The sequence below is a fragment of the Microbacterium thalli genome, from assembly GCF_028737325.1.
GTDB classification, from domain to species: domain Bacteria; phylum Actinomycetota; class Actinomycetes; order Actinomycetales; family Microbacteriaceae; genus Microbacterium; species Microbacterium thalli.
The window spans coordinates 417494-444123 of sequence record NZ_JAQZCH010000001.1; the positions used below are offsets into that span (position 1 = coordinate 417494).

26 protein-coding genes are annotated in these 26630 nt (G+C 70.3%); 19 read left to right on the top strand and 7 right to left on the bottom strand.

Features of this window, described 5'->3' with window-relative positions:
- Nucleotides 1-4 precede the first annotated feature (4 nt).
- The 11 genes from PUW82_RS02225 (at nt 5) to PUW82_RS02275 (ending at nt 8784) form a co-directional block, all read left to right on the top strand.
- The gene (locus tag PUW82_RS02225) at nt 5-2917 is read left to right on the top strand and encodes a Na+/H+ antiporter subunit A (protein ID WP_274220706.1); all 2913 of its coding nucleotides are present in this window, start codon (nt 5-7) and stop codon (nt 2915-2917) included.
- Entirely contained in the window at nt 2914-3435 is a 522-nt protein-coding gene (locus tag PUW82_RS02230; RefSeq protein WP_274220707.1) for a Na(+)/H(+) antiporter subunit C, read from the top strand. The genes PUW82_RS02225 and PUW82_RS02230 overlap by 4 nt, the downstream gene beginning before the upstream one ends.
- Nucleotides 3432-4997, top strand: coding sequence for a Na+/H+ antiporter subunit D (locus PUW82_RS02235; RefSeq protein ID WP_274220708.1), 1566 nt, complete (start codon nt 3432-3434; stop codon nt 4995-4997). Before PUW82_RS02230 ends, PUW82_RS02235 begins: the two co-directional genes overlap by 4 nt.
- Nucleotides 4997-5575: a Na+/H+ antiporter subunit E gene (locus tag PUW82_RS02240; RefSeq protein ID WP_420792706.1), complete on the top strand. Its 579-nt coding sequence runs from the start codon at nt 4997-4999 to the stop codon at nt 5573-5575. Before PUW82_RS02235 ends, PUW82_RS02240 begins: the two co-directional genes overlap by 1 nt.
- Nucleotides 5572-5841 (top strand): MrpF/PhaF family protein, encoded by a 270-nt coding sequence (locus PUW82_RS02245; RefSeq protein ID WP_274220710.1) that lies wholly within the window; start codon nt 5572-5574, stop codon nt 5839-5841. Before PUW82_RS02240 ends, PUW82_RS02245 begins: the two co-directional genes overlap by 4 nt.
- Nucleotides 5838-6188, top strand: coding sequence for a monovalent cation/H(+) antiporter subunit G (gene mnhG, locus PUW82_RS02250; protein ID WP_274220711.1), 351 nt, complete (start codon nt 5838-5840; stop codon nt 6186-6188). Before PUW82_RS02245 ends, mnhG begins: the two co-directional genes overlap by 4 nt.
- Nucleotides 6189-6313: 125 nt before the next feature.
- Nucleotides 6314-6862: a hypothetical protein gene (locus tag PUW82_RS02255; RefSeq protein ID WP_274220712.1), complete on the top strand. Its 549-nt coding sequence runs from the start codon at nt 6314-6316 to the stop codon at nt 6860-6862.
- A gap of 60 nt (nt 6863-6922) precedes the next feature.
- Nucleotides 6923-7249, top strand: coding sequence for a DUF1990 family protein (locus tag PUW82_RS02260; protein WP_274220713.1), 327 nt, complete (start codon nt 6923-6925; stop codon nt 7247-7249).
- Nucleotides 7239-7856, top strand: coding sequence for an HAD family hydrolase (locus PUW82_RS02265; RefSeq protein ID WP_274220714.1), 618 nt, complete (start codon nt 7239-7241; stop codon nt 7854-7856). Before PUW82_RS02260 ends, PUW82_RS02265 begins: the two co-directional genes overlap by 11 nt.
- Nucleotides 7857-7912: 56 nt before the next feature.
- Nucleotides 7913-8254, top strand: a complete 342-nt coding sequence (locus PUW82_RS02270; protein ID WP_274220715.1) for a PadR family transcriptional regulator — start codon at nt 7913-7915, stop codon at nt 8252-8254.
- A gap of 50 nt (nt 8255-8304) precedes the next feature.
- A complete protein-coding gene (locus PUW82_RS02275) occupies nt 8305-8784 on the top strand; it encodes a hypothetical protein (RefSeq protein ID WP_274220716.1) in 480 nt (159 codons plus the stop codon).
- A 28-nt stretch (nt 8785-8812) separates the two neighbouring features.
- Here PUW82_RS02275 and PUW82_RS02280 read toward each other — a convergent pair whose 3' ends face one another.
- The 4 genes from PUW82_RS02280 to PUW82_RS02295 all read right to left on the bottom strand — a co-directional run bounded on the left by PUW82_RS02280 (nt 8813) and on the right by PUW82_RS02295 (nt 13135).
- Nucleotides 8813-9838, bottom strand: a complete 1026-nt coding sequence (locus tag PUW82_RS02280; RefSeq protein ID WP_274220717.1) for a glycoside hydrolase family 6 protein — start codon at nt 9836-9838, stop codon at nt 8813-8815.
- A gap of 62 nt (nt 9839-9900) precedes the next feature.
- On the bottom strand, nt 9901-11841 hold the full coding sequence (locus PUW82_RS02285; RefSeq protein ID WP_274220718.1) for a YhgE/Pip domain-containing protein: 1941 nt from the start codon (nt 11839-11841) through the stop codon (nt 9901-9903).
- Nucleotides 11838-12506, bottom strand: coding sequence for a hypothetical protein (locus PUW82_RS02290; RefSeq protein WP_274220719.1), 669 nt, complete (start codon nt 12504-12506; stop codon nt 11838-11840). The genes PUW82_RS02285 and PUW82_RS02290 overlap by 4 nt, the downstream gene beginning before the upstream one ends.
- The gene (locus PUW82_RS02295) at nt 12506-13135 is read right to left on the bottom strand and encodes a TetR/AcrR family transcriptional regulator (RefSeq protein ID WP_274220720.1); all 630 of its coding nucleotides are present in this window, start codon (nt 13133-13135) and stop codon (nt 12506-12508) included. The genes PUW82_RS02290 and PUW82_RS02295 overlap by 1 nt, the downstream gene beginning before the upstream one ends.
- Before the next feature lie 186 nt (nt 13136-13321).
- Here PUW82_RS02295 and iolC point away from each other — a divergent pair, with 186 nt between their 5' ends.
- Genes iolC through iolD form a run of 5 tightly spaced genes read left to right on the top strand, consistent with a single transcriptional unit; the run spans nt 13322 to nt 19590 of the window.
- On the top strand, nt 13322-14293 hold the full coding sequence (gene iolC, locus PUW82_RS02300; RefSeq protein WP_274220721.1) for a 5-dehydro-2-deoxygluconokinase: 972 nt from the start codon (nt 13322-13324) through the stop codon (nt 14291-14293).
- Nucleotides 14286-15179, top strand: a complete 894-nt coding sequence (locus PUW82_RS02305) for a Cgl0159 family (beta/alpha)8-fold protein (protein ID WP_274220722.1) — start codon at nt 14286-14288, stop codon at nt 15177-15179. Before iolC ends, PUW82_RS02305 begins: the two co-directional genes overlap by 8 nt.
- A gap of 19 nt (nt 15180-15198) precedes the next feature.
- A complete protein-coding gene (locus tag PUW82_RS02310) occupies nt 15199-16743 on the top strand; it encodes a CoA-acylating methylmalonate-semialdehyde dehydrogenase (protein ID WP_274220723.1) in 1545 nt (514 codons plus the stop codon).
- 19 nt (nt 16744-16762) lie between these two features.
- On the top strand, nt 16763-17659 hold the full coding sequence (gene iolB / locus PUW82_RS02315) for a 5-deoxy-glucuronate isomerase (RefSeq protein WP_274220724.1): 897 nt from the start codon (nt 16763-16765) through the stop codon (nt 17657-17659).
- Complete coding sequence (gene iolD / locus PUW82_RS02320) at nt 17656-19590, top strand: 3D-(3,5/4)-trihydroxycyclohexane-1,2-dione acylhydrolase (decyclizing) (protein WP_274220725.1); 1935 nt, start codon at nt 17656-17658, stop codon at nt 19588-19590. Before iolB ends, iolD begins: the two co-directional genes overlap by 4 nt.
- Nucleotides 19591-19647: 57 nt before the next feature.
- Here the strand turns inward: iolD and PUW82_RS02325 are convergent, their stop codons facing one another.
- The 3 genes from PUW82_RS02325 to PUW82_RS02335 are packed head-to-tail and all read right to left on the bottom strand — an operon-like array spanning nt 19648 to nt 23280.
- Nucleotides 19648-21465, bottom strand: coding sequence for a glycoside hydrolase family 2 protein (locus PUW82_RS02325; protein WP_274220726.1), 1818 nt, complete (start codon nt 21463-21465; stop codon nt 19648-19650).
- Nucleotides 21466-21502: 37 nt separating this feature from the next.
- Nucleotides 21503-22507, bottom strand: coding sequence for a LacI family DNA-binding transcriptional regulator (locus PUW82_RS02330; RefSeq protein WP_274220727.1), 1005 nt, complete (start codon nt 22505-22507; stop codon nt 21503-21505).
- Between the two features lie 8 nt (nt 22508-22515).
- Nucleotides 22516-23280: a GntR family transcriptional regulator gene (locus tag PUW82_RS02335; RefSeq protein WP_274220728.1), complete on the bottom strand. Its 765-nt coding sequence runs from the start codon at nt 23278-23280 to the stop codon at nt 22516-22518.
- A gap of 163 nt (nt 23281-23443) precedes the next feature.
- On the opposite strand from PUW82_RS02335, the gene PUW82_RS02340 reads away from it, so the two are divergent.
- Genes PUW82_RS02340 through PUW82_RS02350 form a run of 3 tightly spaced genes read left to right on the top strand, consistent with a single transcriptional unit; the run spans nt 23444 to nt 26626 of the window.
- Nucleotides 23444-24799 carry an ABC transporter substrate-binding protein gene (locus PUW82_RS02340; protein ID WP_274220729.1) on the top strand — a complete coding sequence of 452 codons (1356 nt, stop codon included), beginning with the start codon at nt 23444-23446 and terminating at the stop codon, nt 24797-24799.
- A complete protein-coding gene (locus PUW82_RS02345; protein ID WP_274220730.1) occupies nt 24796-25737 on the top strand; it encodes a carbohydrate ABC transporter permease in 942 nt (313 codons plus the stop codon). The genes PUW82_RS02340 and PUW82_RS02345 overlap by 4 nt, the downstream gene beginning before the upstream one ends.
- Before the next feature lies 1 nt (nt 25738).
- Nucleotides 25739-26626: a carbohydrate ABC transporter permease gene (locus PUW82_RS02350; RefSeq protein WP_274220731.1), complete on the top strand. Its 888-nt coding sequence runs from the start codon at nt 25739-25741 to the stop codon at nt 26624-26626.
- Nucleotides 26627-26630: the final 4 nt, after the last annotated feature.

A 26630-nucleotide genomic window follows, 5' to 3' on the forward strand; every position in this document is an offset into this window, starting at 1 on the left:
CTTTTTGCTGATCTTCCTCGGTGCGTTCGCGGTTCTGCCGCTGGTTCTGCCGTGGTTGGTCAAGCGGATCGGTGCTCGCGCCTTCTCTGTCGCAGCCCTTCTGTCCATCGCGGCCTTCATCGATGCGGCCCTGCGCGCGCCCGTCGTTCTCAGCGGCGGTATTCCGTTCGAGTCATACGCGTGGATCCCGCGGCTCGACATCGCGCTCTCGATGCGGATGGACACGCTCGCGTGGATCATGACGCTCATCGTCACCGGCGTCGGTGCGCTCGTGATGATCTACTGCCGCTGGTACTTCGACGGCAAGAAGGTCGGCGTCGGCCAGTTCGCCGCAGTGCTGCTGGCGTTCGCCGGCGCGATGTACGGCCTCGTGCTCACCGACGACATCGTCGTGCTCGTGATGTTCTGGGAGGTCACGAGCGTCCTGTCTTACCTGCTGATCGGCTTCTACAACGGCCGCGGCGCGAGCCGGCGCGCGGCTCTGCAGGCCCTGCTCGTCACGACGCTCGGCGGCCTCGTCATGCTGATCGGCGTCGTGATGCTCGTGGTCCTCTACGGCACGACGAGCCTCAGCACGATCGTCAGCGCGCCCGCCCCGCAGGGCGTCCTGCTCAACATCGCGATCGTGCTCATGCTGGTCGGCGCCCTGAGCAAATCGGCGATCTTCCCCTTCCACTTCTGGCTGCCCGGTGCCATGGCGGCGCCGACACCGGTGAGCGCCTACCTGCACGCCGCCGCGATGGTGAAGGCGGGCATCTACCTGATCGCGCGGCTGGCCCCCGCCTTCGCGCACGAAGAGCCGTGGCGCCCCATCGTGATCGGACTCGGCGTCTTCACGATGCTTCTCGGCGGCCTGCAGGCCCTGCGCGAGAACGACCTCAAGCGCATCCTCGCCTTCGGCACCGTCAGCCAGCTCGGCATGCTGACCGTCGTCCTCGGCTACGGAGAGCGCAACTCGGCGCTCGCCGGCCTGGCCCTGCTCGTCGGTCACGCCCTCTTCAAGTCGTCGCTCTTCCTCGTCGTCGGTGTCATCGACCGGCAGCTGTCCACCCGCGACATCCGTGAACTGTCGGGCGTCGGCCGGCAAGCCCCGACCCTCGCGGTGTTCTCGATCATCGCGATCGGCTCGATGGTCGGCCTCGCGCCCACGATCGGCTTCGTCGCGAAAGAGGCGGCACTGTCGTCGCTGCTCGAGGCCGGCACCGACCCGGTCGCGCTCGCTCCGCTCATCGGCATCGTCCTGGGCTCGCTGCTGACGACGGCGTACGGCGCCCGGTTCGTCTGGGGCGCGTTCTGGACGAAGAAGGATGCCGCCGGTGCGGCCGTCGAGCGCACGCCGTGGCCCGACCCGCCGATCGGTTTCCTCGCCGCGCCGGTGCTGCTGAGCGGGCTGACGGTCGTCGGCGGCTTCGGGGCGCCCCTGCTCGACACCGCCCTGAGCGGCTACGCCGACACCATGCCCGAAGTCGCCGGTTCGAGCGGCTACGAGTATCACCTGGCGCTCTGGCACGGCCTCGAGCCGGCCCTGTTCCTGTCGGTCGGCAGCATCCTCGCCGGTCTCGCGCTCTTCTGGGTCGTCGGTCGTCGAGACGGAACGCAGCGCCGCTGGCTGCCGTTCACCGCGGTCGATGCGTACAACGGCACGATCCGTGCGATCGTGCGGACCGCCGTGTGGGTCACCTCGCTGACGCAGCGCGGTTCGCTGCCGGTGTACGTCGGCACGATCTTCGTCGTCTTCGTCGCCGCCGAGGGCACCGCGCTCATCGCGCACACCGGGTGGCAGGCCGACCTGGCCGGCTGGCACACCCCGATGCAGATCCTCGTCGCGCCGGTCATGATCATCGCCGGAATCATCGCGGTGCGTGCGCGCAAGCGCTACACCGGGGTCGTGCTCGTCTCGGTGACCGGTCTCGGCATGGTCGCGCTGTTCGCCTCGGCCGGAGCGCCCGACCTCGCGCTCACGCAGATCCTCGTGGAGACCGTCACTCTCATCGCGTTCGCGCTGGTGCTGCGCCGCATCCCCGCACGCATGGGCGACCACAACGCCTCGGTTTGGCCCATCGGACGCGCCCTGCTCGGCATCGGCGTGGGCGTCACCATGGCGCTGATCGCCGTCGTTGCGACGGGTGCACGCGTCGCCGAGCCGATCTCGATCGCCTTCCCCGACCTGGCGTACGAGATCGGGCACGGCAAGAACGTCGTCAACGTCACGCTCGTCGACCTGCGCGGGTGGGACACGATGGGCGAGCTGTCGGTGCTGATCCTCGCCGCGACGGGCGTCGCCTCGCTCGTGTTCGTCACCCACCGCTCCGACACTCTGTCGCGTGCCATCTCGTCGCTGCCGACGGGAGCGCTGCGCACGCGGCGGCCGCTCGTCGAGACGGCTGAGGGGCCTCGGCCGCGCGCCGGTTCGGGCTCATCGCGTCAGGCGTGGCTCGTCGGCGGGCAGAAGCTGCGGCCCGAGACCCGGTCGATCATGCTGGAGGTCATCGTCCGCATCCTCTTCCACACGATCATCGTCGTGTCGATCTACCTGCTGTTCGCCGGCCACAACCTGCCCGGCGGTGGCTTCGCGGGCGGCCTCGTCGCCGGCATGGCGCTGGTCATGCGCTACGTCGCCGGTGGTCCGTACGAGCTCGGCGCCGCGGCTCCGACCGATGCGGGACGCCTGCTCGGCGTGGGGATGACGCTGGCGGTCGCCACCGCGATCGTGCCGCTGTTCTTCGGGGCGCCGGCGCTGACGAGCACCTTCTGGGAGGCGGAGCTGCCCATCCTCGGCCATGTCGAGTTCGTCACCTCGACGATCTTCGACGTGGGCGTGTACCTCGTGGTCATCGGTCTCGTGCTCGATGTCCTGCGGTCGCTCGGTGCCGAGGTCGACCGTCAGCGCAAGGAGCGAGAGGAGCTCGCCCGATGAACGTCTCGCTCACCCTGATCATCATCATGGCCGTGCTCTTCGCCGCGGGCGTCTACGCGATGCTCGAGCGCAGCCTGACGCGCGTGCTGATCGGCTTCCTGCTGCTCGGCAACGCCGCGAACCTGTTCCTGCTCGTCGTCATGGGCGCACCCGGAGTCGCCCCGTTCTACGGATCGGCCGAGGATGCCGCCGACTACAGCGACCCGCTGCCGCAGGCACTGACGCTCACCGCCATCGTCATCACCTTCGCGGTGTCGGCGTTCCTGCTGGCGCTGATCTACCGGTCCTGGCAGCTCGGTCAAGCCGACACGGTCGAGGACGACGAGGCCGACCTGGCCGTGCGCGGTCGCGGCGCCGTGGACGAGGAGGCGATGGAGCAGGAGATCACCGACGAGGACGACGACGCCACGACCGACTTCGTCGGCGACCTGACCTCGCCCATCACCGTGCTGCAGTCGCGCGACTTCGACGCGCTGCGTGACGACGCGCCCACCGATCGCCCCGGAGGAGACCGATGAGCGCCCTGGTTCCCCTTCTCGTCACGCTGCCGCTGCTCGGCGCGGCCGTCGCACTGATCTTCGGTCGGCGTCGCCGCATCCAGGTCGGCATCTCGATCGTCACGCTCACCGCCACTCTCGTGATCGCTGCGGTGCTGCTGAGCGCGATCAACGGGACGGGCGTACCCATCGCCGTGTCGGTGGGCGGGTGGCCGATCCCGTTCGGCATCGTGCTCTACGTCGACCGACTCGCCGCTCTGCTCGTCGTGGTGTCGAGCGTGGTGCTGCTCGCGGTCCTGTTGTTCTCGGTCGGACAGGGCGCGGCGGACGGCGACGACGAGACGCCGGTGTCGATCTTCCACCCGTCGTACCTGATCCTCTCGGCGGGCATCTTCAACGCCTTCATCGCGGGCGATCTGTTCAACCTGTACGTCGGGTTCGAAATCCTGCTCGTCGCGTCGTACGTGCTCATCACGCTCGGCTCGACCGAGTCGCGCATCCGCACCGGCGTCGTCTACATCGTCGTGTCGCTGGTGTCGTCGATCCTGTTCCTCTCGGCGATCGCCGCCATCTACGGCGCCCTCGGCACCGTGAACATGGTGCAGCTGTCGCAGCGGATGACCGAGCTGCCGCAAGAGACGCAGCTCGTGCTGCACCTCATGCTGCTGCTGGCCTTCAGCATCAAGGCGGCCGTGTTCCCGCTGTCGTTCTGGCTGCCCGACTCGTACCCGACCGCTCCGGCCCCCGTGACGGCGGTGTTCGCGGGCCTGCTGACGAAGGTCGGCGTCTACGCGATCATCCGCACCGAGACCGAGATCTTCCAGGACAACGACGTCAACACGCTGCTGCTGATCGTCGCGCTCGCGACGATGATCGTCGGCGTGCTCGGTGCCGTCGCGCAGGCAGAGCTCAAACGGATCCTGTCGTTCACGCTCGTCAGCCATATCGGCTACATGATCTTCGGGCTGGCCGTGGCCACACCGGCATCGGTCGGGGCGACGATCTACTACATCGTCCACCACATCGTCGTGCAGACGACGCTGTTCCTCGCGGTCGGTCTCGTGGAACGCCGGGCCGGGTCGACCTCGATACTCAAGGTGCGCGGGCTCATGCGTGCCGCACCACTGCTGGCCGTGCTGTACTTCATCCCCGCGATCAACCTCGGCGGGCTGCCGCCCTTCTCGGGCTTCATCGGCAAGTACGCGCTGTTCGACGCCGCGGCCGCTGAGGGCACGCCGCTCATGTACGCGCTGATCGTGGCCGGCATCGTGACCTCGCTGCTCACCCTGTACGCGCTCATGCGGGCCTGGAACCTGGCGTTCTGGCGCGAGAAGGAGGAAGCGGGTGAGGGCGAGAGCGAGACGGATGCCCGCATCGCCTACCTCGGCGACGCGGAGGGTGCGGATGTGCAGACCGAGAAGCGCGTCATCCCGCGCATCATGACCACCGCGACGGCGGGGATGGTCGCCGTCACGGTCGCCCTCACCGTGTTCGCCGGACCGCTGTACGAGCTGTGCGCCGACATCGGTGAATCGCTGCTGCAGCCGGTCACCATCTCGCAGCTCGAGCAGGAGGTGCAGTGATGATGCGTGAGCGTAGGCGCGCCGCCAAGCGCAACGCCGCCACCGCGTTGTGGCGTCAGCTGCCGTTCTTCGTCTGGCTCGTGGCGCTGTGGATGCTGCTGTGGGGTCAGTTCACGGTGCTCGCCGCCCTCACCGGCATCGTCGTCGCCCTGTTCGTCACGCGCATCTTCCGGCTGCCGCCCGTCGAGCTCTCGGGGCGCGTGAACATCTGGTGGGGCGTGGTGTTCTTCCTCGAGTTCCTGCTCTCGCTCGTGAAGGGCTCGCTCCTCGTCGCGTGGCAGGTCGTCGACCCGCGGCGCCAGCCGGGAGCCGCGATCATCGCGGTGCCGCTGCGCACCGACGACGACCTGATCATGACGCACGTCGCGGTGACGGCATCCCTCATCCCGGGATCGCTGATCGTCGACATCGATCGCGATCGCCGCATCCTGTACGTCCACGCGATCGGCGTGCGCAACCAGGAGCAGCTCGATCACCAGCGCCGGTCCATCCAGCACTGGGAGGAGCGGATCGTGCGCGCCGTGGGCTCGAAGGAGCAGGCGCACCAGTTGTCGGACCTGCGGAGGGGGCGCTCATGACCTGGCTCATCGTCGTGATCTCGGTCGTCTTCGCCGTCTCGGCGCTGCTGACCCTGTGGCGAATCATCACCGGCCCGTCGATCCTCGACCGCGCCGTGGCCTCGGACGTTCTGCTCACGCTCGTGATCTGCGCGCTCGGTGCCGAGATGGCGATCAACCACCACACGCGTACGCTGCCGGTTCTGCTGATCGTCGCGGCCGTCGGGGTCTTCGGGTCGATCTCGATCGCCCGCTTCGTCGCACGGAAGGACAACGTCGACCGATGAGCATCACCGACGTCATCGCCCTCGTGCTCGTGCTGATCGGCGCCCTGCTGTGTCTGACTGCCGCGATCGGGCTGCTGCGTTTCCGCGATGTGCCGACCCGGCTGCATGCCGCCACCAAGCCGCAGGTGCTCGGCTTCATCCTCATCTGCATCGCCGTGGGCGTCTCGCTGCAGTCGTGGCCGGTCGTCGCGTTCCTCGTACCGGTCGCGCTCATCCAGCTCGCGACCGCGCCGCTGTCGGCTCACATGGTCGGGCGCCAGGCGTACCGCAACAAGACGCTCGACAGCGACTCGCTGTTCGTCGACGAGCTCGCCGACGCACCCGCACCCAGCGACACCCGCGACTGAGGCCGCGAACCGCGAGGAAGGAGGACTCGATGATGTGTCGCTCTGATCTGAGACGCCCGGCGCGAACAGCAGTCCTGGCCGCGTTCATCGCTCTCATGGGGATATCCCTCGGCGCATGCGCGTCGATGACTCCGGGCGCGGATGCCGCCGACGCGAGCTCGATCGCCGAGCGGGCGCGCGCTGTCGGCGTCGCGCCCGACCTCGTGTACACCACCGAGGTGGACGGATACGAGCTCGCACCGCAGTCGGTCGGACCGGGGGCGGCGGATGGGATGTCCGCCACCTGGTTCAACAGCACCACGGGCGCGATGCTGACCATCCGAACCGACCGCGGTGAACTCACGGAAGCGTCGTGTGCTGCGACGCCCCTCGGGGACGCTCCCGATGACGCGGTGACGTGCACCAACGAGGACGGCGTCTGGCATCGTCACGGCGGCGACATCCATGAGTACGTCGCCGTGCGCGACGGTGCGCTGATCCGGGTGACGGGCGCGAACGCAGCTCTGCCGGGGGACCTGCTGCAGGCCGCGGAGAACGTTCACGTGCCGACGGATGCCGAACTCGACGCGCTCTTCGCCGACGTGCCTGAGACGCCGGCCGAACCGGTCGAGCGCGGAGACCTCCCCGAGAACGGCGACGGCGCACCGATCGATCCGGTCGGCCCGGGCGGCTGACGTGCGGCCCGTGCCGGTGCGGATCGGTGCACCTCGGGGCCGGGGTGGGATGCTGGCCGCATGAGCCTTTCGCATCGCGACGAATGGAACGCCCGGCCGGGCGGCTTCCGCCGGTTCGAGAGAACCGTTCCCGTGGGCTCGGGCGACGCCGTATGGCAGCGGGCGCGAGCCGATCTGCTGGCCTGGCGGATCAAGACGCGCAGCGGATTCCGCGTGGTGCCGGACCGGTCGGCGGCAGTCGGGGGACGGCACTGGCTCGAGGTCGGGTGGGGCCCGTTCACGCTCCGCGAGCCGGTCGAGGTCGTCGCGTTCGTGCGGACGCGCTATCTCAGTGCCCTCCGGCGTGACGATCACCCACGGGAAGCGGTGAGCCCTCATGCGCTATGACGCTGTCGTCTTCGACCTTCTGACCGCGCTCGTCGACTCGTGGAGTCTGTGGGACTCCGCCGCAGGAAGCCAGGAGCAGGGGCGTCGCTGGCGCGGTCGCTACCTCCAGCTCACCTACGGCGCCGAGACGTACCGGCCCTACGAAGATCTCGTGATGGAGGCGGCTCAACTCGAAGACGTTGCGGCGGACAGTGTCGAGACTCTGGTGCGCCGTCGGGATTCGCTGAGCGCATGGCCCGAAGCGCCCGCAGTCCTTCGACGGTTGCAGGGAAAGGTCAGGACGGCGGTCGTGACCAACTGTTCGGAGGAGCTGGGCATGCGCGCCGCCATATCGTTGCGACACGAGTTCGACGTGTTCGTCACGTCGGAGCGAGCCGGCTATTACAAGCCCAGGCCTGAGCCGTACCGACTCGCCCTATCTGAACTGGGTATAGCGCCGGAACGGACGCTGTTCGTCGCGGGATCTCGCTACGACATCCCGGGTGCCGGGGGAGTGGGTATGCCGGTTTGGTGGCACAACCGCATCGGGATGGATCGAGGAGATCTTCCGGCACCGCTCTTCGAAAGCAGCACGCTCGAATCCCTCCCGGCCGCCGCCCTGAGCTGATCGCAGGCGCTGACCGACGCTCGGCGCGGGATCACTAGTTGTGGTTCACTAGTACCGTGTCACGCATACAGGCCCGACAGGACGCTCAGCTCACTCGCGCTGCGCTTCCTCTGCTTGTGCTGCACCTCATCCAACGGCGCGAGTCGTATGGCTATGAGCTGGTCGAGCGCCTGAACGCGCTCGGGCTCGAGGCAACCACCGGGCTCGTCTACCCCGTGCTCAACCGTCTCGAGCGAGACGCACTCGTCTCCACCTCCTCTCGGCCGTCCCCCAGCGGCCCGCCGCGAAAGTACTTCTCCCTCACCGACGCGGGCGTCGCGGCGCTGGCCATCGCGATGTCGCAGTGGCAACAAATGGCCAGTGCTGTATCCGGAACACTCGAGTCCGCAGAGGAATGACCATGCCACACGCAGCTGTCGCGACACGTCCGCTCGGTATGCGGGAATCGATGTACTTGGCGCGTCTGGACTGGCATCTCGAAGGCGCCGTCTCCGCGGCCGAACGCAGGCGCATCCTTCGGTCGCTCCGTGAAGAAATCGCCGCCGACCCGAGACCCGCGGAAGTCGTGCTCGCTGATCTCGGCTCGCCGCGCGCCTTGGCTCTCCGTTATGGCGAGGGCGAAAGGCCGCGCCCGCTCTGGCAGATCGGGATACTCACCGCAGCAGCAGCGCTCCTGGCGTATTGGGTGCTGTTCGGCGCGTTCACCGGGGGAATGCTCGCCGCGGTCGACAGCGCCGCGCCGATGAGAGCCGACGCGACCTTCCTCTTCGTGCCTGTCATGGCCTTCTCGGACGACGAAGGCATCGGCATCGGATGGTCCGGCGGCTGGGAATGGCTCATCGTGCCATTCGTCATCGTCACCCTCGCGCTGTTGCTCGGTGCGCGCGTTTGGCGGCTCTTCCGTCGGGATTCGAACCCGATGCCCTGACCACGGTTACGCCGGTATCGACTCCGGTTCAGTACACGCGGTTGCGCACGAGCTCGAGCGCGGCGGCTTCGTACCAGCTGCCGGCGGCCGGACCGCCGTTGCAGACGCCATCGCTCTCGCCGGGGCGCTTGATCCACAGCAGCGCGTCGAGGGCGGTGCCGTCGGTGATCGCACGCGGCGTGGTGCCGAGGCCCACGTTGCTGGGGTTGCACCAGTCGCCCTGCCAGCCGCGACCGTTGCGCGACGTGTCGATGACGTAGCGCGGGCCGCCGCCCAGCAGCATCCGCACGCGTTCGGCGTAGTCGCGCTCGACCGCGGTGGGCGAGAAGTTCGACACGTTGGTCGCGAAGCCTCGCGCCTCGAGCACGCCGGCCTCGTACAGCCGCTGCGCCATCGTCTCGGGCGGGATCCAGTTGCCGTTGCCCGCGTCGATGTAGGCGGGGATGCCGGCGGCGGTGAGTGCCCGCACGGCGTCGCGGATGTACGTGGTGCGGGCTCCCTGGCCCTCGCATTCGCCGAGCATCGAGAGCGCGTCGGGCTCGACGATGACGGCGGATGCCGTTCCGCGCAGCGTCTCGGCGATGAGCCGGGTCCACGGTCCGTACCGTTCCGGAGTCAGACCGCCCTGCGAATGTGCGGTGCAGTCGCGCGCCGGGATGGCGTACAGGACGAAGGTCGCGACGCGGTTCTGCTGCGCCGCCGCCTGCGTCTCGGCGCGGAGCACGCGCACGAGGTCGGCGTCGCTGTACCACTCGCCGAGCCAGGTCGCTGTGGGGGTCTGCGCGATGACGTCGAACGAGGCGGCGACGTCGAAGCGCCCCTGGGCGCGCGCGTCGGCCGCGGCCTGGGCCGCCGCGGAGTAGGTCGGCAGAGCGGCGCCGCGCGCGAGCGGGTTCGGCGCGGCCGCGGTTGCCGCCGCGGGTGCCGCGCCCGCGGCATCGGGGACGGCGTCCTCGGCCCCGGCGGCCGCGCCGGTGGCATGGACGAGCCCGAGGGCGACGGCCAGGGAGACGATGGCCGCAACGGCAGGCGGCATCCGGAGACTGCGTGGCATGGGGGATCCTCGCTCGAGACGTGACCCGAGGATACAAGGCGCTCCCGCGAAACAGGCGGGAATTACCCGATCAGGCTCGGTTGCAGGTCGCGCAGCGTCCGGGCGTGCGTCATCCGGATCACGCCGATCGCCGCCAGCGCCAGTGCGCCGAGCATCCAGGCGAACAGCACCGCGAGGTCGAGGCTCACCCGCCCGAGGTCGCCGCCGTACATCCACTGGCGCATGCCGTCGACGACGTATCCCATCGGCAGCACGTGATGCAGGGCGGCGAGCGGTGCCGGCAGCGTCTGCCACGGGAACGTACCGCCGGCGGTGACGAGCTGCACGACCATCAGCACGAGACCGAGGAACTGCCCCACCGATCCGAGCCAGACGTTGAGAGCGAGGATGATCGCGGCGTACGTGAACGATGCGGTCAGCAGCATCCCGAGGGTTCCGGCGGGGCTCGAGAAACGGAACCCCAGTGCGAGCGAGAGCACACCGAAGAGCACGACCATTCCGACGCTGCCGAGCAGGGCGGGGGTGAGCCATCCGGCGACGGTGACGCGGACGGGGGAGCGCAGCGCCGTCACCGCTCGCCGTGAGATCGGCTTGACGATGAGGAAGAGCGCGTAGATGCCGATCCAGCCCGCGAGGGCGGCGAAGAAGGGCGCGAGTCCTGCGCCGTAGTCGCCGGCGCTGGCGAGGTTGCCCGAGTCGACCGACACCGGGTCGGAGATCGTCGCGGCCTGCTGGTCGCGCAGGTCGGCCGATGCGTCGGGCAGCTGCGCGACGCCCGCCTCGAGCCCGTCGCGCAACGTGACCAGACCGGCGTTGAGTGTGCCGAGCCCCGACGCGAGCTCGTGCGCGCCGCCGTCGAGCTGTGCGGCACCGGTGGCGGCGTCGCCCGTCGCCGCGGCGAGCTGCCCGGCACCCTGCGAGACGGATGCCGCGCCGTCGGCGGCCTGCGATGCTCCGGACGACAGCTGGTTCGCGCCCGCGCTGACCTGTGCCGCACCGGCGGCGAGCCGGTCGACCTGGGCGACAGCGTCGTCGACGCGGGCGGCGCCGGTCTGCAGCCGCTCGCCGATCGGGTCGAGCCGGCTGAGCACGTCGGCGATCTGCGTCTGGTCGAGGCCGCGCTCGCCGAGCACGCGAGCGATGTCGTCGCGCACCTGCGGCAGCTGACCGATCGCCTCGTCGACGGCGCTGCCCGCGCGGTCGGCGTAGCTCGCGATCTGCGCCGTGCCGTCGGACACCTGGGCGGCGCCGGTCGCGAGGTCGGCCGACCCGTCGGCGACCGCGCGCGTGCCGGTCGCGAGCTGGGCCGAGCCGTCGGCGAGGGTCGCGGCACCGTCGCGCAGCTGCGTCGCGCCGGCCGCGAGCTGCGCGGTGCCGTCGGCGAGCGTGGTCGCACCGGTGGTGGCCTGGTCGGCGCCGTCGACGAGCTGCGTCGCGCCGTCGGCGGCGGTGACGAGCTGGCCGCGGATGTCCGAGATGCCGGTGAGCAGCCGCGACGCGGCTTCGCGGCCCACCAGCTGCGCCACCGAGGTGCGGATGCGCTCGACTGCTTGCGAGCCGATGGATGAGGCGAGGTAGTTGTTGGCGTCGTTCGTCGCCAGTGCGAGGGTGGCCTGGTGCGGGCTCGAGCCGGCGGCACTGGTGAGCGCGGCCGAGAAATCGGCGGGCAGGGTCACCGAGAAGTCGACGTCGCCGGTGCGCAGCGCTTCGCGCGCCTCGGCGGCATCCATCCGCTGCCACGCGAACGAGCCGTCCTCGATCAGCTGATCGGCGACCTGCGAGCCGTAGTCGACGGTGTCGCCGCCGTCCGGCTGCGCACCCGCGTCGAGGTCGACCAATGCGACCGGGATCTCGGCGAACTTGCCGTACGGGTCCTGGTTGGCCCACAGGTACAGGCCGCCGTACAGCACGGGCACGAGCATCAGTGCGATGAGGGCGACCACCGACATCCGGGTCGCCGTCAGGCGGCGCAGTTCGGCGGAGATGAGGGCGGGGATCTTCAACGGACGGCCTTCGGACGGGGACCGCGCAGACGGATGCCGCTGGGGTGCGGCCGTCGACGCGGCGAGGAGGGTTCTGCGGAGTCGGCGAGCAGGCTCGCGGCGGCCTGGCCGGCGATCACGAGCACGGCGTACCCGCGGCCCGCGAACTCGTGCGCGAGCTGCCACCACGCGCGGGGATCGCCGCCGTGCCGGTCGGGCGAGACGAGCACGAGGCCCTCGATGCCGGGCCGCAGTACGGCGAGCTCGAGCATCAGCCGCACGCGGTCGGTCGCGGGGACGTCGCCGATCGGGACGCGCGCGAGCCCTCGCAGGTCGTGCTCGTCGAGCCAGCGGCGGGCCGACAGCGGGTCGGCGAGACGGCCGGCGAACATCAGCTCCTCGCCGACCATCCCCGCGGTCGACACGTTCGGCGGCGGGTCGCTGACGTCGGGGGCGTCGATCAGCGCGGTGCGGCGTCGCAGTGCGCGCGAGGCCCGCGCCCCGTCGAGACGGACCGTGCCGGCGTCGGCGCGCATGCGTCCGCTCGCGATCAGACCGAGCACGGTGGGGCGCTGCTCGGTCTCGGCGATCGCGAGCGTCGCGCGGCCGGAGCGGTAGACGAGGCTGGTCGCGGGAAGGGCGAGGTCGCGACGACCCTTGGCGACGTCGGTCAGCTCGACGCGCATCAGGCCTCGGCCACGACGTCGGGGTGTGCCGCGATGACGGTCTCGGCCTCGCGCCACGACAGGCCCGCGATCGACAGCACCGAGCGCACGACGAGCGACCGGGCCTCGGGAGATGAGGCATCGAGGCGCACGAGGACGGTGCGCGCGGTCTCTTCGATCAGTCGCGCGAGGGTCGGTGCCGCGACATCCGTGCGCAGGGTGCCGTCGTCCTGGCCGCGGCTGACGAGGCTCATGAGCGCGCGGCGCAGGGGCGCGAGGGCGGCGGCCGACTCCTCGACGTGCCGCTCATCGAGCGCGATGGCTGCGGCGACCTGCACATGGGATGCCTCACCCCACAGGCGTCCGGTGAGACGGGCGAGCACGACCGGGGCAGGGCCCGACGCGAGGTCGAGGTCGTCGGCGATGGCGTTGAAGCGCTGCGCGCCCGACGCGATCAGCTCGCGCAGCAGGGCGTCGCGGTCGTCGAAGTGCCCGTAGAGGGCGCGGCGGCTCAGGCCTGCGGCGCGGGCGATGGCATCGACCGAGGCGCCCGGGTCGACGGCGAGCGTGCGCGCGGCGGCCACGAGCAGGCCGGCGCGGTTGGCGGCGGCATCCTTTCGTGGGCGGCGCACGGGAACGGTGTCAGTCACCCGACGATGATACGAACATGCACACTATTGTGCAAGTTTCGCGATCGGCGCCGGGATGGCATGCGAATGAGCGATTGGAAAACGAGCGGTCAGCCCCTAGGCTATCCATTTGTAAGTACAAAGTCGGAGCCCGGCGGAGATCGTCGCTCGTTCCGTCCTGTCCGATCGAAGAGGATCGCCCCCGACATGAGTCCCCCCGCTGTCCCCGCACCGCTCGACGTCCTCGCCATCGGCCGCGCGGGCGTGGATCTCTATCCGCTGCAGGACGGCGTCGGGCTGGAGGACGTGTCCACCTTCGGCAAGTATCTCGGGGGCTCCGCGGCCAATGTCGCGGTGGCCGCGGCGCGCTACGGCCGCAGCGCCGCGCTCATCAGCCGCACGGGTGCCGACCCGTTCGGGCGCTACGTCAGCCGCGAGCTGCAGCGTCTCGGGGTGTCCGACCGCTTCGTCGGGGTCGTCGCGCACCTGAACACCCCGGTCACCTTCTGCGAGATCTTCCCGCCCGACCACTTCCCGCTCTACTTCTACCGCGATCCGATCGCGCCCGACCTCGTGATCGCCCCCGACGAGCTCGACCTCGACGCGGTGCGCAATGCCCGCCTCTACTGGTCCACCGTCACCGGCCTCAGTCGCGAGCCGAGTCGCTCCGCCCACTTCGCGGCGTGGCGGGCTCGCGGACGGCGGCCGCTGACGGTGCTCGACCTGGACTACCGGCCCATGTTCTGGGGCGGAGCGGACGAGGCCCGCGCGCAGGTCTCGCTCGCGCTCGACCATGTGACCGTCGCGGTCGGCAATGGCGAGGAGTGCGAGATCGCGGTCGGCGAGACCGACCCCGACCGCGCCGCCGACGCTCTTCTGGACCGCGGTGTCGAGCTGGCGATCGTGAAGCAGGGGCCGAAGGGCGTGCTCGCGAAGACCCGCGACACGCGCGTCGAGGTGGCGCCGTTCGCCGTGGACGTCGTCAACGGCCTGGGGGCGGGCGACGCGTTCGGCGGTGCGCTGTGCCACGGCCTGCTCGCCGGGTGGGACCTCGAGCAGACGGTGCGGTGGGCGAACGCCGCCGGCGCGATCGTCGCCGGCCGGCGGGAGTGCTCCACCGCCATGCCCGACGCCGCAGAGGTCGAGCGGCTCGTAGCCGAGGCGGCGGCGCATGTTTGACCTCGACGAGCTGCGCCGCATCCGCGCGGAAGAACCCGGTCGCGTCGTGCAGGCGATGCGCGCCCGGTCGCGGCGGTCGCTGCTCGACGGCGACGGGCGGCTGTTCATCGTCGCGGCCGATCACCCGGCACGCGGTGCGCTCGGCGTCGGGGGACGCAAGACCGCCATGGCGAGCCGCGTCGAGCTGCTCGAACGTCTCGTCGTGGCGCTGGGGCGACCCGGCGTCGACGGTGTGCTCGGCACCCCCGACGTCATCGAGGACCTGGCCCTGCTGGGCGCGCTCGACGGCAAGATCGTCGTCGGGTCGATGAACCGCGGCGGGCTGCAGGGCGCGGCCTTCGAGATGGACGACCGCTTCACCGCGTACGACGTGCCGGGTCTGGCCCGCGACGGGATCGACCTCGGCAAGCTCCTCGTGCGCATCAACCTCGACGATCCGGCGACGGCGCCGACGCTCGAGGCCAGCGCCGCCGCGGTGACCGCGGCCGCCCATGCGCGCATCCCGATCATGCTCGAGCCGTTCATGAGCTACCGCGAGGGGGGCCGGGTCTGCAGCGACCTGACCGCCGACGCGGTGATCAAATCGGTCGCCATCGCCACCGGACTCGGCAACACGTCGGCGTACAGCTGGCTGAAGCTGCCCGTCGTCCCCGAGATGGAACGGGTCGCCGAGGCATCCACGCTGCCCACCCTGCTGCTCGGGGGAGACCCGGCCACCGGTCAGGACGAGACGTTCGCGTCCTGGCAGGACGCTCTCGCGCTGCCGGGCATGCGCGGACTCGTGGTCGGACGCACGCTGCTCTACCCGAACGACGACGACGTCGTCGCCGCCGTCGACATCGCCGCGGGGCTCGTCCACCAGGGCGCCGTCGTGCAGCATCCGTGAAGACTTCGAAGGAGAGACCATGACGACCACGACCGAGACGGTGGACACCAGCGCCACCGACGCCCACCCCGACACCCTCGACGTCGTCCCCCACTGGATCGCCGGCGCCGCCGTCCGCGGGTCGTCGACGCGCACCGCAGAGGTCTTCGACCCGGCGCGCGGCGCGGTGACCAAGCGCGTCGCGTTGGCCGACGACGCCGACGTCGCCGCGGCGGTCGCTGCGGCGACCGCCGCCTTCCCCGCCTGGCGCGATCTGTCGCTCGCTCGCCGACAGGCGGTCATGTTCCGCTTCCGTGAGCTGCTCGACGCCCGCAAGGGCGAGCTCGCCGAGATCATCACCTCCGAGCACGGGAAGGTGCTGTCGGACGCGCTCGGCGAGATCAGCCGGGGCCAGGAGGTCGTCGAGTTCGCCACCGGGCTCGCCCACCACCTCAAGGGCGAGTTCTCCGAGAACGTGTCGACCGGCGTCGACGTCTACTCGCTGCGGCAGCCCCTCGGCGTCGTCGGCGTGATCTCGCCGTTCAACTTCCCCGCGATGGTGCCGATGTGGTTCTTCCCGATCGCCATCGCGGCGGGGAACACCGTCGTACTCAAGCCGAGCGAGAAGGACCCGTCGGCGGCGGTCTGGATCGGCGAGCTCTTCCGCGAGGCGGGCCTGCCCGACGGCGTGTTCAACGTGCTGCAGGGCGACAAGGTCGCCGTCGACGGGCTGCTCGAGCACCCCGAGGTCCGGTCGATCTCGTTCGTCGGGTCGACCCCGATCGCCCAATACATCTACGAGACCGCGGCGAAGCACGGCAAGCGCGTGCAAGCCCTCGGCGGGGCGAAGAACCACATGCTGGTGCTGCCCGACGCCGATCTCGACCTCGTCGCCGACTCGGCCGTCAACGCCGGCTTCGGGTCGGCGGGCGAGCGGTGCATGGCGATCTCGGTCGTGGTCGCCGTGGAGCCCGTGGCCGACGCCCTCATCGCCCGGGTGGCGCAGCGCATCGCCGGCCTCACCATCGGCGACGGTCGCCGCTCGTGCGACATGGGGCCGCTGGTGACGAGACAGCACCGCGACAAGGTCGCCTCGTACATCGACATCGCTCTCGCCGACGGCGCGGATGTGGTGGTCGACGGCCGCGACGTGCGCCCCGACGGCGACCCGGACGGCTTCTGGCTCGGCCCGACCCTCATCGACCGGGTGCCCACCTCGTCTCGCGTGTACACCGAGGAGATCTTCGGTCCGGTGCTCTCGGTCGTCCGCGTGGCGTCGTATGAGGAGGGCGTCGCCCTGATCAACGCGGGCGAGTTCGGCAACGGCACCGCGATCTTCACCAACGACGGCGGAGCCGCGCGGCGGTTCCAGAACGAGGTGCAGGTCGGCATGATCGGTGTCAACGTGCCGATCCCGGTGCCGGTCGCGACCTTCTCGTTCGGCGGGTGGGGCCACTCGCTGTTCGGCGACACGAAGGCGCACGGCGCCGAGGGAGTGAAGTTCTTCACGCAGCAGAAGGCCGTCACCGCCCGTTGGCTCGACCCCAGCCACGGCGGCGTCGACCTGGGCTTCCCCCAGAACTGACCGACGAGGACCTCTCGAGATGACGACGAACGCGTGGCTGTTCCCCCGAGGCACCCTGGCCGAGGGGCCGTGGCAGAGCGTCGTCGGCGACGCCGTGCCCGGTTGGGCGCACACGGGCCTGCGGGTGGCCGAGCTCGACGGTGAACTCCAGCTGCCGGCGGGCCCGGTCGAGCGCATGGTCGTGCCTCTCGCGGGCTCGTTCGCGGTCAGCGCGGGCGCCGACCGGTGGCAGCTCGCGGGGCGGGCCTCCGTCTTCGATGGGCCGACCGACGCGTGCTACGTCGGCGTCGGCACGCCGCTCCGCATCGCCGGGACGGGACGCGTCGCCATCGCCGAGGCGCCGGCGACCGCATCGCTGCCGGGCTCCTACCTGAGCCGGGATGACGTCGCGGTCGAGATCCGCGGCGCCGGCCGGTCGACGCGCCAGGTGCACAACTTCGGGGTTCCGGGGGTGGCCGCCGCGCTCGCCGCGCAGAAGCTCATCGTGTGCGAGGTCATCACCCCCGCCGAGAACTGGTCGTCGTATCCGCCGCACAAGCACGACGTGCAGACCGCGCACGAGAGCGAGCTCGAGGAGATCTACTACTTCGAGTCCGCTGCGGCACGCGGTGCGGACGCCCCCGCCGGCGTGCGTCCGTTCGGCATGTTCGCGGCCTACGCGTCGGACGTGCGACCCATCGACACATCCGCCCGCGTCGAGACCGGCGACATCGCCCTCGTGCCCTACGGCTACCACGGGCCCGCCGTGGCCGCCCCCGGCTACGACCTCTACTACCTCAACGTCATGGCGGGGCCGGGCACCGAACGCGCCTGGCGCATCACCGACGACCCCGCCCACGCGTGGGTCCGCTCGTCGTGGGACGCCCAGGCCCCCGACACCCGCCTGCCGTATCCGGCCAAGGAGACCTCCGCATGATCCCCGACCCTGCCACCTCGCCGTCCGGCACCCCGCGCACGCAGAGGATGACGGTCGCGCAAGCGCTCATGACCTTCCTCGCGAACCAATGGACCGTCGACGGCGACATCCGGGAGCGCACCATCGCGGGGACGTTCGGCATCTTCGGCCACGGCAACGTCGCCGGCATCGGGCAGGCGCTCCTGCAGCTGCAGACCGAGCAGCCGGGCCTCATGCCCTACCACCAGGCGCGCAACGAGCAGGCGATGGTGCACCAGGCCGTCGGCTACGCCCGGATGCACCGACGCCGCGCCACGTTCGCCGCGGCCGCTTCGGTGGGTCCCGGCGCCGCCAACATGCTCACCGGGGCCGCCCTCGCGACCGCGAACCGGCTGCCCGTGCTGCTGCTGCCGGCCGACACCTTCGCGACGCGGGTCGCCGATCCGGTCCTCCAGCAGCTCGAGCACCCGCATGACACGGGCCTGCAGGTCACCGACGCCTTCCGGCCGGTCTCGCGTTTCTTCGACCGCGTGCAACGACCCGAGCAGCTCTTCTCGATCGCCCTCGCCGCCATGCGCGTGCTGACCGACCCCGCCGAGACGGGTGCGGTGACCATCGCGCTGCCCGAGGACGTGCAGGCCGAGGCGATCGACGTCCCCGTCGAGTTCCTGCAGCCGCGCGAGTGGCACGTGCGTCGGCCGCTGCCCGAACCCGAAGAGCTCGCGCGGGCGGTCGCCGCGATCCGCGGCGCGCAGTCGCCGTTCATCGTGGCCGGGGGAGGCGTGCTCTATTCCGGCGCGGAGCGATCGCTCCGCAGGCTCGTCGAGCAGACCGGCATCCCCGTCGGGGCGACCCAGGCGGGCGTCGGCTCCCTCGTCTGGGACCACCCGCGGTACCTCGGCGGTGTGGGTGCGACCGGGTCGACGGCATCGAACCGCATCGCGGCCGAGGCCGACGTCGTCATCGGCATCGGCACGCGGTACAGCGACTTCACCACGGCGAGCCGCAGCGCGTTCCAGAACGCGGGCGTGCGCTTCGTCAACATCAACGTCGCCGCCTTCGATGCGTACAAGCACGGCAGTCAGCTGCCGGTCGTGGCCGACGCGCGTCGCACCCTCGACGCTCTCGCCGACGCTCTCGCGGGCTATACCGTCGAAGCGGAGTACGCGGACCGCATCGCGACGGAGAAGGCTGCGTGGGATGCCGTCGTCGAGACCGCACTCGCGCCCACGGGAGCACCGCTGCTCGGCCAGGCCGAGATCATCGGCGCGGTGAACGCCGCGAGCGACCCCACGGATGTCCTCGTGCAGGCGGCAGGGTCGCTGCCGGGCGATCTGCACAAGCTGTGGCGGGTGCGCGACGCGCTCGGCTATCACGTCGAGTACGCCTTCTCGACGATGGGCTACGAGATCGCCGGCGGCCTGGGCGTGCGACGCGGCGCCCCCGACCGCGACGTGCTGGTCATGGTCGGGGACGGTTCGTACCTGATGCTGCACACCGAGCTCGTCACCGCGGTGGCGGAAGGGCTCAAGATCATCGTCATCCTGGTGCAGAACCACGGGTACGCCTCGATCGGACACCTGTCCGAGACGGTGGGCTCGGACCGGTTCGGAACGGCCTATCGCATGGCCGATGCGTCGGCGCCCGACACCGCCGCCGCGCCGTACGTGCCGATCGATCTCGCCGCGAATGCGCGGTCGTACGGTGTCGACGTCATCGAGGTGGCCCCCGGTCCCGATGCGGCCGCGGAGCTGGATGCCGCTGTGCGTGCGGCGAAGGCGTCGTCGACCACGACGCTGATCCATGTCGACGCCGACCCACTGCGCTACGCGCCCGACGGCGACGGCTGGTGGGACGTGCCGGTCGCCGCGCACGCGACCCTCGAGTCGACCGTCCGCGCCCGCGCCGAATACGAGCTCGCGCGCCGCCGGCAGCGGCCGCTTCTGGGCTGAGCGCCGCCGCTCCGGCTGCCGCGGGTCGGGGTCAGCGCGACCCCGACCCGCGCCGGTTCACGGCTTCGAGCGCGATTCGCCGGAGATGATGGACCGCAGCACCTCGAGGGGGAGCTTGGGCACCCGGTTCTCGAAGGCGAGACCGTTCGCCTCCTGCATCGTGTCGGTGATCTGGGTGTAGCAGAAGCCCGAGAGCACGGTGCTGTCGAGCAGTGCGCCGAACAGTCCGCGCAGGTGGGCCTCGAGCTCTTCCGTCGTCGCGCTCGTCGAGTAGCCCCACGCGGGCGCCGACGCCTGCGCCTCGTACTTGATGCCGCCGAACTCGCTCACCATGACGGGGAGGTTGACCGTGTCGGCCTCGCCTTCGGCCATCATCATCCGATGCGAGGGTCCGTAGCCCGCGAAGAGCGTCGCGAGCGCCGCGTGGTCGGCGTAGCGCTGCGCGAAGGTCTCCGGGTCGCCGTCGTAGTCATGGACCGTGAGGATGTCGGACTGGGTGTGCTCCCATCCGTCGTTGGAGACCACGGGGCGGGTGGGGTCGAGCGCGCGGGTGAGGTCGGCGATCCCGCGCGAGAAGGCACGCTGTGGGGCGTCCGTGAGGATGTCGCGCACGCCCCAGCTCTCGTTGAGGGGAACCCACGTCACGATCGAGGGGTGCGAGCGATCCCGGCGTACGAGCTCCACCCATTCACGCGTGAGGTCGGTCATCGCGCTGGGGGTGAACTCGTAGGCGGCCGGCGCCTCGCCCCACAGCAGCAGACCCAGCCGGTCGGCCCAGTAGAGGAAGCGGGGGTCCTCGGCCTTCTGGTGGATGCGGGCGGCGTTGAAGCCCATGTCCTTGATCAGCTGGACCTCCGCGCGCAGCGCGTCCGCGCTGGGTGCGGCGAGGTGCGACTCGGGCCAGAACCCCTGCTCGAGCACCGACCGGACGAAGTACGGCCGGTCGTTGAGCAGGAAGCGACCGGCGGCGGTGCCGACGGTGCGCAGGCCGAGGTACGACGCGACGGCGTCGACGGAGTCGCCGTCGGTCACCGTGACGACGGCGTCGATCAGGCGGGGGTTCTCGGGGGTCCAGGTGAGGTTCTCGTAGTGCTGACCGTTGCGCTGGTCGCGCAGGGGGATGTCGATGATCGGAGCGCCCGAGGCGGGCCAGGCCGCGGAAACGTGTCCGAGCGGCGCGCCCTCGTAGCTCAACCGCACGTCGATGCGGGCGTCGTCGCCGAGCGGCCGGTTGCAGAGCACCTCGAGGACGACGCTGTCGGTGCCACGGGTGGTACGCCACGCGAGTTCAGTGACGTGGGTCGCCGGCACCTGCTCGATCCAGACCGGCTGCCAGATGCCGGTCGTGCGGTGGTACCAGATCGAATGCGGCTCGGTGAGCCATTCCTGCTTGCCGCGCGGCTGCCCGATGTCGAGCGGGCGATCGATCGCGCGGACCACCACGAGGTCGTCGCCGCCCTCGGCGAGGTAGTCGGTGATGTCGGCCGTGAACGGCGAGTGACCGCCGGCGTGGGTCGCGACCATGCTGCCGTTCACCCACACGGTCGCCGCGTAGTCGACGGCGCCGAACTGGAGCAGGATGCGCGCATCGGCGTCGTCCCGCGCGACCTCGGCCGCGGAGAGCGTGCGGGCGTACCAGACGACGGGGTGGTACGACGTGTCGCCGATGCCGGACAGCGGCGACTCCGGCGGGTAGGGCACGACGATCCGCTGGGCGAAGTCGCCGGTGCGGAACCACCCCTCCCGGGCGCCGACCTCGGAGTCGTCGTAGGCGCAGCGCCACTCGCCGTCGAGGCTGCGCCAGTCCGTGCGGCGCAGCTGCGGGCGCGGGTACGTGCCCGCGAGGTCGGATGCGAACGCTGTCAGTGGTTCCATGCGGAACACTGTGGCTTAGTTTTTCCAGCGCTGCAAATCAGCTCGCCGTGCTGCCCCGGACGACGAGATCGAAGCCGACGAGTTCATGCCGACCGGGCTGGTCGGCGCCGTCCATGCGCTCGCGCAGCATGCGGAACGCCGTGCGGGTCAACGCCGCCTTGTCGGGGCGCACCGTCGTCAGACCCGGGCTGGTGAACTGCGACATGAGGATGTCGTCCCACCCGACCACGCCGACGTCGTCGGGAACGATCCGACCCGACCGCGCCAACGCCTTCATCGCGCCGATCGCCGCGAGGTCGTCGAAGCACACGAGTCCGTCGAAGCGTCGGCCCGCCTCGAGCGCGTCGATGACGGCCGCCTCGGCGGCGAAGGCGCCGAAGCCGGCCATCGGGATGAGGAGGTCGTCGTCGCGGTGAGCGCCGAACTCCTCGAGCGCCGAGACGTAGCCCTGCGCTCGCAGCCCGGCGGTGGCGTGTCCGCCCGCGGGCACGTGGCCCAGGAAGGCGATGCGGGTGCGCCCGGAATGCAGCAGGTGGAAGGTCGCGGCGCGCGCGGCGGCGATGTTGTCGACCATCACGTGATCGACCGTGGGCGGCGCGGCGATCTCGCCGAGCAGGACGAGGGGGGTCGAGCCGCGGAGGTGCTCGATGGCCTCGGCGTCGAGCACCGTCGGCTGGAAGATGAGTCCATCGATCAGCCCCTGCTCGCGGCCGCGCAGCACCGCCCGTTCGTCGTCGAGGCTGCCCGCGGTCTGTTCGATGAGCAGGCGGTAGTCGAACCCTCCGATCTCGGTCGAGACGACGGCGGCCAGTTCGGCGAAGTACGGCGTCTCGATCGCCGGGAGCGCGAACGCGATCATGCCCGTCCTGCCGGTGGCCAGGCGGCGCGCGAGGCTGTGCGGCACGTAGCCGAGCTCGTCGATGGCGGCCTGCACGCGGGCCCGGGTGGACGGCCGGACGTGCTGATACTCGCGCACGACGTTCGACACCGTCTTGATGGAGACGCCGGCGAGAGCCGCCACGTCCTGGAGAGTCGCCGACATGGGATTCCTCACCGATCGACGAGGGTCATCTCGAAGCCGTACAGATCGGGCCGGTAGCAGTGGTGCCCGTACTCGACGGCGGCACCGTCGGCGTCGTAGGCGGTGCGGTCCATCGTGAGCACGGGGGCGCCCCGCCCGATGTCGAGCAGCAGGCCCTCGTCGACGCTCGCCCGCCGCGCGCCGATCCGCTGGCGCGCGACCCGCAGCGTCACGCCGCGCTCTCGCAGTTCGGAGTACAGGCCCACCTCTGCGAGCCTCTCGGCCGTGATGTCGGCGAACGCCTCGGGCAGATAGTTCTCGAGCACCGCGATCGGCACGGCATCCGCGTATCGCACCCGGCGGATCTTGAGGACGCGCGAGGCGGGATCGACGCCCAGCTGGGTGGCGATCTCGGAGCCGACGCGGGCGAAGGTGACATCGAGGACGCGCGTCGAAGGGACGCGCCCCGACCGCTCGAGGTCGTCGTGGAGGCTCGTCAGATCGATCTGCCGCGCGACCGAGCCGTGCACGACCTGCGTGCCGACGCCGCGACGACGCACGAGCAGGCCCTTGTCGACGAGTTCCTGGATGGCCCGCCGCACCGTCGGGCGCGAGAGCGACAGGCGTTCGCTCATGGACACCTCGTTCTCGAGGCGGGCACCCGGGACGAGGGCTCCGGACGCGATCGCGCCCTCGAGGCCGCGAGAAAGTCGGATCCACAGCGGGGAGGCCTGTGTCGAGGGGTGCAGCAGCTGTTCGGCCGGCAGGACGACCGGCTGTTCCCCCTCGAGCATGCGTCCCACTCCTCGCCGACCTGACAAATCTCTCCTATGTCATGTTAATACAAAATCGCCGGGAATGATTGACGAGCCCGTTTTGAATGTCCTAACATTCAGAACGGATGACCCGACAGATCGGCAAAGCAGCCGACGGGGTGAGTCCAGGAGAGGCATCGCAATGAAGCGCAAGTATGTCATCGCTGCGTTCACGGCCACCGTGGTCACCGCGGCGGGACTCACCGGCTGCTCCGCCGGAGAAAGCACGGGCGGTGACGGTACCGACGGTCCCGTGACGATCACCATCCTGGAGAGCAAGCAGACCAACATCGACGCGATCTCGAAGGAGATCCCGGGCTTCGAAGCGGCGATGAAGGAGCAGGGCAAGGACATCACGGTCGAGTTGATCCCCGACCTCCTCACCGACGAGCAGCTGAAGACCAAGCTCACGCAGCAGCTCATCGCGGGTCAGGCGCCCGACGTCCTCGACATCGGCGAGAACATGGCCATCGCATGGTCGTCCGCCGGCTACCTCGCGCCGCTCGACGAGTACCTCGAGGACTGGGATGGCTGGAGCCACTACTACCCGGCCGTCAAAGAGGCCATGACCCGCCAGGACGGTCAGATCTACAGCCTGCCCTCGGGTGCCGGCGTGCTGAACCTGTTCTACCGCAAGGACATCCTCGAGCAGGTCGGCGTCGACACCTCGCAGCCCGAGACGTGGGATGACCTCATCGGTCGCCTCGAGCAGGTCAAGGAAGCGACGGGCGACACCCCGATCGTCATCCCGGCCGGCACGGCGTGGGGCGGCGGCACGTGGGGCGAGGGCTTCCAGCCCCTGCTCGGCGGCACCGACACGGGCTACTACGACAGCGAGACCGCGACCTGGGACCTCGAGAGCCCCGGATGGCTCGCGGTGTTCGAGCTCTACGCCGACCTCGTCGAGAAGGGTCTGATGCCGGTTCAGGACCTGCAGAACCCGAACCCGTGGGAGCCGACGAAGTACGTGAAGTTCCCCGAGGGCGACATCCAGGTTGCCGCGCAGGGCACGTGGGGCTGGAAGTTCGACTGGGGCCCCGACGGCGCGACGCCGATCGAGGGTCTGACCGAGAAGGTGTCGACCTGGCAGTGGCCGGGTCTGCGTGACGGCGACGAGCCTTACGGCTGGAGCAGCACCGGTGGCGGCTACGCCATCTCGGAGGACTCCGAGCACAAGGAAGCCGCGTTCGAGTTCATCAAGTACCTCTCGAGCGGCAAGCCCCTCGCCGAGCAGCTCGTGGCGTCGGGTGCCGCATCGGCTCGCGATGACCTCGACGACGTGGCGCCGTACTCCGGTGAGCCGCAGCTGCTGCAGGCCGGCGAGGATCTGTCCAACAGCGTGTTCGTCGTGACCGGCGACGGCGCGGACCAGATCAGCCAGGCGGTCGCCACCGCCACCGAGCTCATCCTCAGCGGCTCGGCCGACGGGCAGCAGGCCTACGAGGCGTTCGTGAAGGATGCCACCGAGTTGCTCGGACCCTCCCTGGTGAAGGAATGACGTCGATCGCCGACGTTCCCGCCGCGGTGCAGACGGCCGTCCGGCCGCCTGCGCCGCGGCGCCGGCGTGCCCGGACCGGACCGCTGGTCCTGCTGCTGCTCGGCCCCTCGGCCGTGCTCATCTTCCTGTTCATCGTGCTGCCGGCCGTCTACGGCATCTGGCTGAGCCTCACGAACACGCAGTTGACCGGCTTCGCCGCGCGAGACCCGAAGTTCGTCGGGCTCGACAACTACACGTACCTGCTCGCGAGCAGCGACTTCCTCAGCTCGCTCGGGCAGACCGGCACCTTCCTGTTCTGGTCGGCGATCGTGGGGCAGACCGTGCTCGGCATGGTCGCGGCGGTCCTGCTCAGCCGGCCGTGGATCCGCGGCAAGGGCTTCTTCGGCGCCGCCCTGCTCATGCCGATGGTCGTGCCCGAGGTCGTCGCCTCGCTCACCTGGGCGAGCGTGCTGGCCACGAGCACCGAGGGCACGCTGAACCGGCTGACCGGCCTGTTCGGCGCTGAGCCGACGGCCTGGCTGCAGAGCGCGCCGATGCTCGCCATCATCCTCGTGAACATCTGGCGCGGGCTCGCTTTCGCCATGATCATGTTCCAGGCCGCTCTCGAGGACGTGCCGGCCGAGCTGATCGAGGCCGCGCGGGTGGACGGCGCGAGCGCCCTGCAGGTGTTCCGCCACGTCACGCTGCCGCTCATCCGCGGCCCGGTGTTCCTCTACCTGCTCCTGACGACCATCAGCACCGTCGGTGTGTTCGGACTCGTCTACTTCCTGACGCGCGGCGGCCCCGGCGGGCAGACCCGCCTGGCCGCGATCTACATCTACGAGCGGGCGCTGCAGTTCTCGCAGATCGGCATCGGCAGCGCCGCGTCGATCATCCTGCTCATCATCGTGGTCGTGCTGGGCCTGACCTACGTCCGCCTGGCGAAGATCGAGGTATGACATGACCGTCGTCCAGAGCCGCCCCGCGGCATCCGCCCCGCCCGTGCTGGTCGCGCGCCGGCGCCATCTGCGGCCCGTCGACCTCGCCCAGCGGGTCATCGGCTACGCGCTGATCGTGCTGCTCGCCCTCTTCTGCCTCGTCCCGTTCGCCTGGGTCGTGTTCAGCTCCGTCGACGCGAACGCCGGCGCGACCGTGCAGCTGCCCACCTTCTCGTTCGAGAACTTCGTGCGCTTCTTCACCGCCTCGGGCACGCCGCTGCTGCTGATGAACAGCCTCATCATCGCCATCGCGTCCACCGCGCTGAACCTGGTGCTCGGGATCGCGGGCGGCTACGCGCTCTCGCGGTTCGCGTTCCGCGGGCGACGCTTCTTCATGTTCAGCATCCTGCTGATCCGCGTCATCCCGGCGCCGGCGACGATCGTCGCGCTGTACCTGATCATGGTCAACCTCGGACTCGCGAACACCTTGCACGGGCTGATCATCGTCCAGGCGGTGAGCGGCCTGCCGGTCACGCTGTGGCTGATGAAGGGCACGATCGACGCCGTTCCGATCGAGCTCGAAGAGGCCGCGTGGACCGACGGCAACACGCGCCTGCAGGCGGCGCGGCGCATCGTGCTGCCGCTCATCGGACCGGGGCTCGGCGCCGCGGCGATGCTGATGTTCATGGGATCGTGGGGCGACTTCCTGACCCCGCTCGTGCTGTTGCAGGACCAGGACCTCTACCCGCTCGCCATCGGCCTGTTCCGGGCGTTCAGCGAGCGGAACGTGGTCGACTGGGGCCTGCTCGCGGCCAGTGCGGTCGTCTACGTGCTGCCTCCCGCCGTGCTCTACATGCTCGTGCGCAAGAACCTGCTGAAGTCGAGCCTCGGTGGAGCGTTGAAGGGATGACGGG

Excerpts from the sequence above, each read along its gene's own strand:
- PUW82_RS02230 (WP_274220707.1), top strand. The coding sequence starts at position 2,914 with ATGAACGTCTCGCTCACCCTGATCATCATCATGGCCGTGCTCTTCGCC.
- PUW82_RS02235 (WP_274220708.1), top strand. The coding sequence starts at position 3,432 with ATGAGCGCCCTGGTTCCCCTTCTCGTCACGCTGCCGCTGCTCGGCGCG.
- PUW82_RS02240 (WP_420792706.1), top strand. The coding sequence starts at position 4,997 with ATGATGCGTGAGCGTAGGCGCGCCGCCAAGCGCAACGCCGCCACCGCG.
- PUW82_RS02245 (WP_274220710.1), top strand. The coding sequence starts at position 5,572 with ATGACCTGGCTCATCGTCGTGATCTCGGTCGTCTTCGCCGTCTCGGCG.
- mnhG (WP_274220711.1), top strand. The coding sequence starts at position 5,838 with ATGAGCATCACCGACGTCATCGCCCTCGTGCTCGTGCTGATCGGCGCC.
- PUW82_RS02255 (WP_274220712.1), top strand. The coding sequence starts at position 6,314 with ATGACTCCGGGCGCGGATGCCGCCGACGCGAGCTCGATCGCCGAGCGG.
- PUW82_RS02260 (WP_274220713.1), top strand. The coding sequence starts at position 6,923 with ATGAGCCTTTCGCATCGCGACGAATGGAACGCCCGGCCGGGCGGCTTC.
- PUW82_RS02265 (WP_274220714.1), top strand. The coding sequence starts at position 7,239 with ATGCGCTATGACGCTGTCGTCTTCGACCTTCTGACCGCGCTCGTCGAC.
- PUW82_RS02275 (WP_274220716.1), top strand. The coding sequence starts at position 8,305 with ATGTACTTGGCGCGTCTGGACTGGCATCTCGAAGGCGCCGTCTCCGCG.
- PUW82_RS02280 (WP_274220717.1), bottom strand. The coding sequence starts at position 9,838 with ATGCCACGCAGTCTCCGGATGCCGCCTGCCGTTGCGGCCATCGTCTCC.
- PUW82_RS02290 (WP_274220719.1), bottom strand. The coding sequence starts at position 12,506 with ATGCGCGTCGAGCTGACCGACGTCGCCAAGGGTCGTCGCGACCTCGCC.
- iolC (WP_274220721.1), top strand. The coding sequence starts at position 13,322 with ATGAGTCCCCCCGCTGTCCCCGCACCGCTCGACGTCCTCGCCATCGGC.
- PUW82_RS02305 (WP_274220722.1), top strand. The coding sequence starts at position 14,286 with ATGTTTGACCTCGACGAGCTGCGCCGCATCCGCGCGGAAGAACCCGGT.
- PUW82_RS02310 (WP_274220723.1), top strand. The coding sequence starts at position 15,199 with ATGACGACCACGACCGAGACGGTGGACACCAGCGCCACCGACGCCCAC.
- iolB (WP_274220724.1), top strand. The coding sequence starts at position 16,763 with ATGACGACGAACGCGTGGCTGTTCCCCCGAGGCACCCTGGCCGAGGGG.
- iolD (WP_274220725.1), top strand. The coding sequence starts at position 17,656 with ATGATCCCCGACCCTGCCACCTCGCCGTCCGGCACCCCGCGCACGCAG.
- PUW82_RS02325 (WP_274220726.1), bottom strand. The coding sequence starts at position 21,465 with ATGGAACCACTGACAGCGTTCGCATCCGACCTCGCGGGCACGTACCCG.
- PUW82_RS02330 (WP_274220727.1), bottom strand. The coding sequence starts at position 22,507 with ATGTCGGCGACTCTCCAGGACGTGGCGGCTCTCGCCGGCGTCTCCATC.
- PUW82_RS02335 (WP_274220728.1), bottom strand. The coding sequence starts at position 23,280 with ATGCTCGAGGGGGAACAGCCGGTCGTCCTGCCGGCCGAACAGCTGCTG.
- PUW82_RS02340 (WP_274220729.1), top strand. The coding sequence starts at position 23,444 with ATGAAGCGCAAGTATGTCATCGCTGCGTTCACGGCCACCGTGGTCACC.
- PUW82_RS02345 (WP_274220730.1), top strand. The coding sequence starts at position 24,796 with ATGACGTCGATCGCCGACGTTCCCGCCGCGGTGCAGACGGCCGTCCGG.
- PUW82_RS02350 (WP_274220731.1), top strand. The coding sequence starts at position 25,739 with ATGACCGTCGTCCAGAGCCGCCCCGCGGCATCCGCCCCGCCCGTGCTG.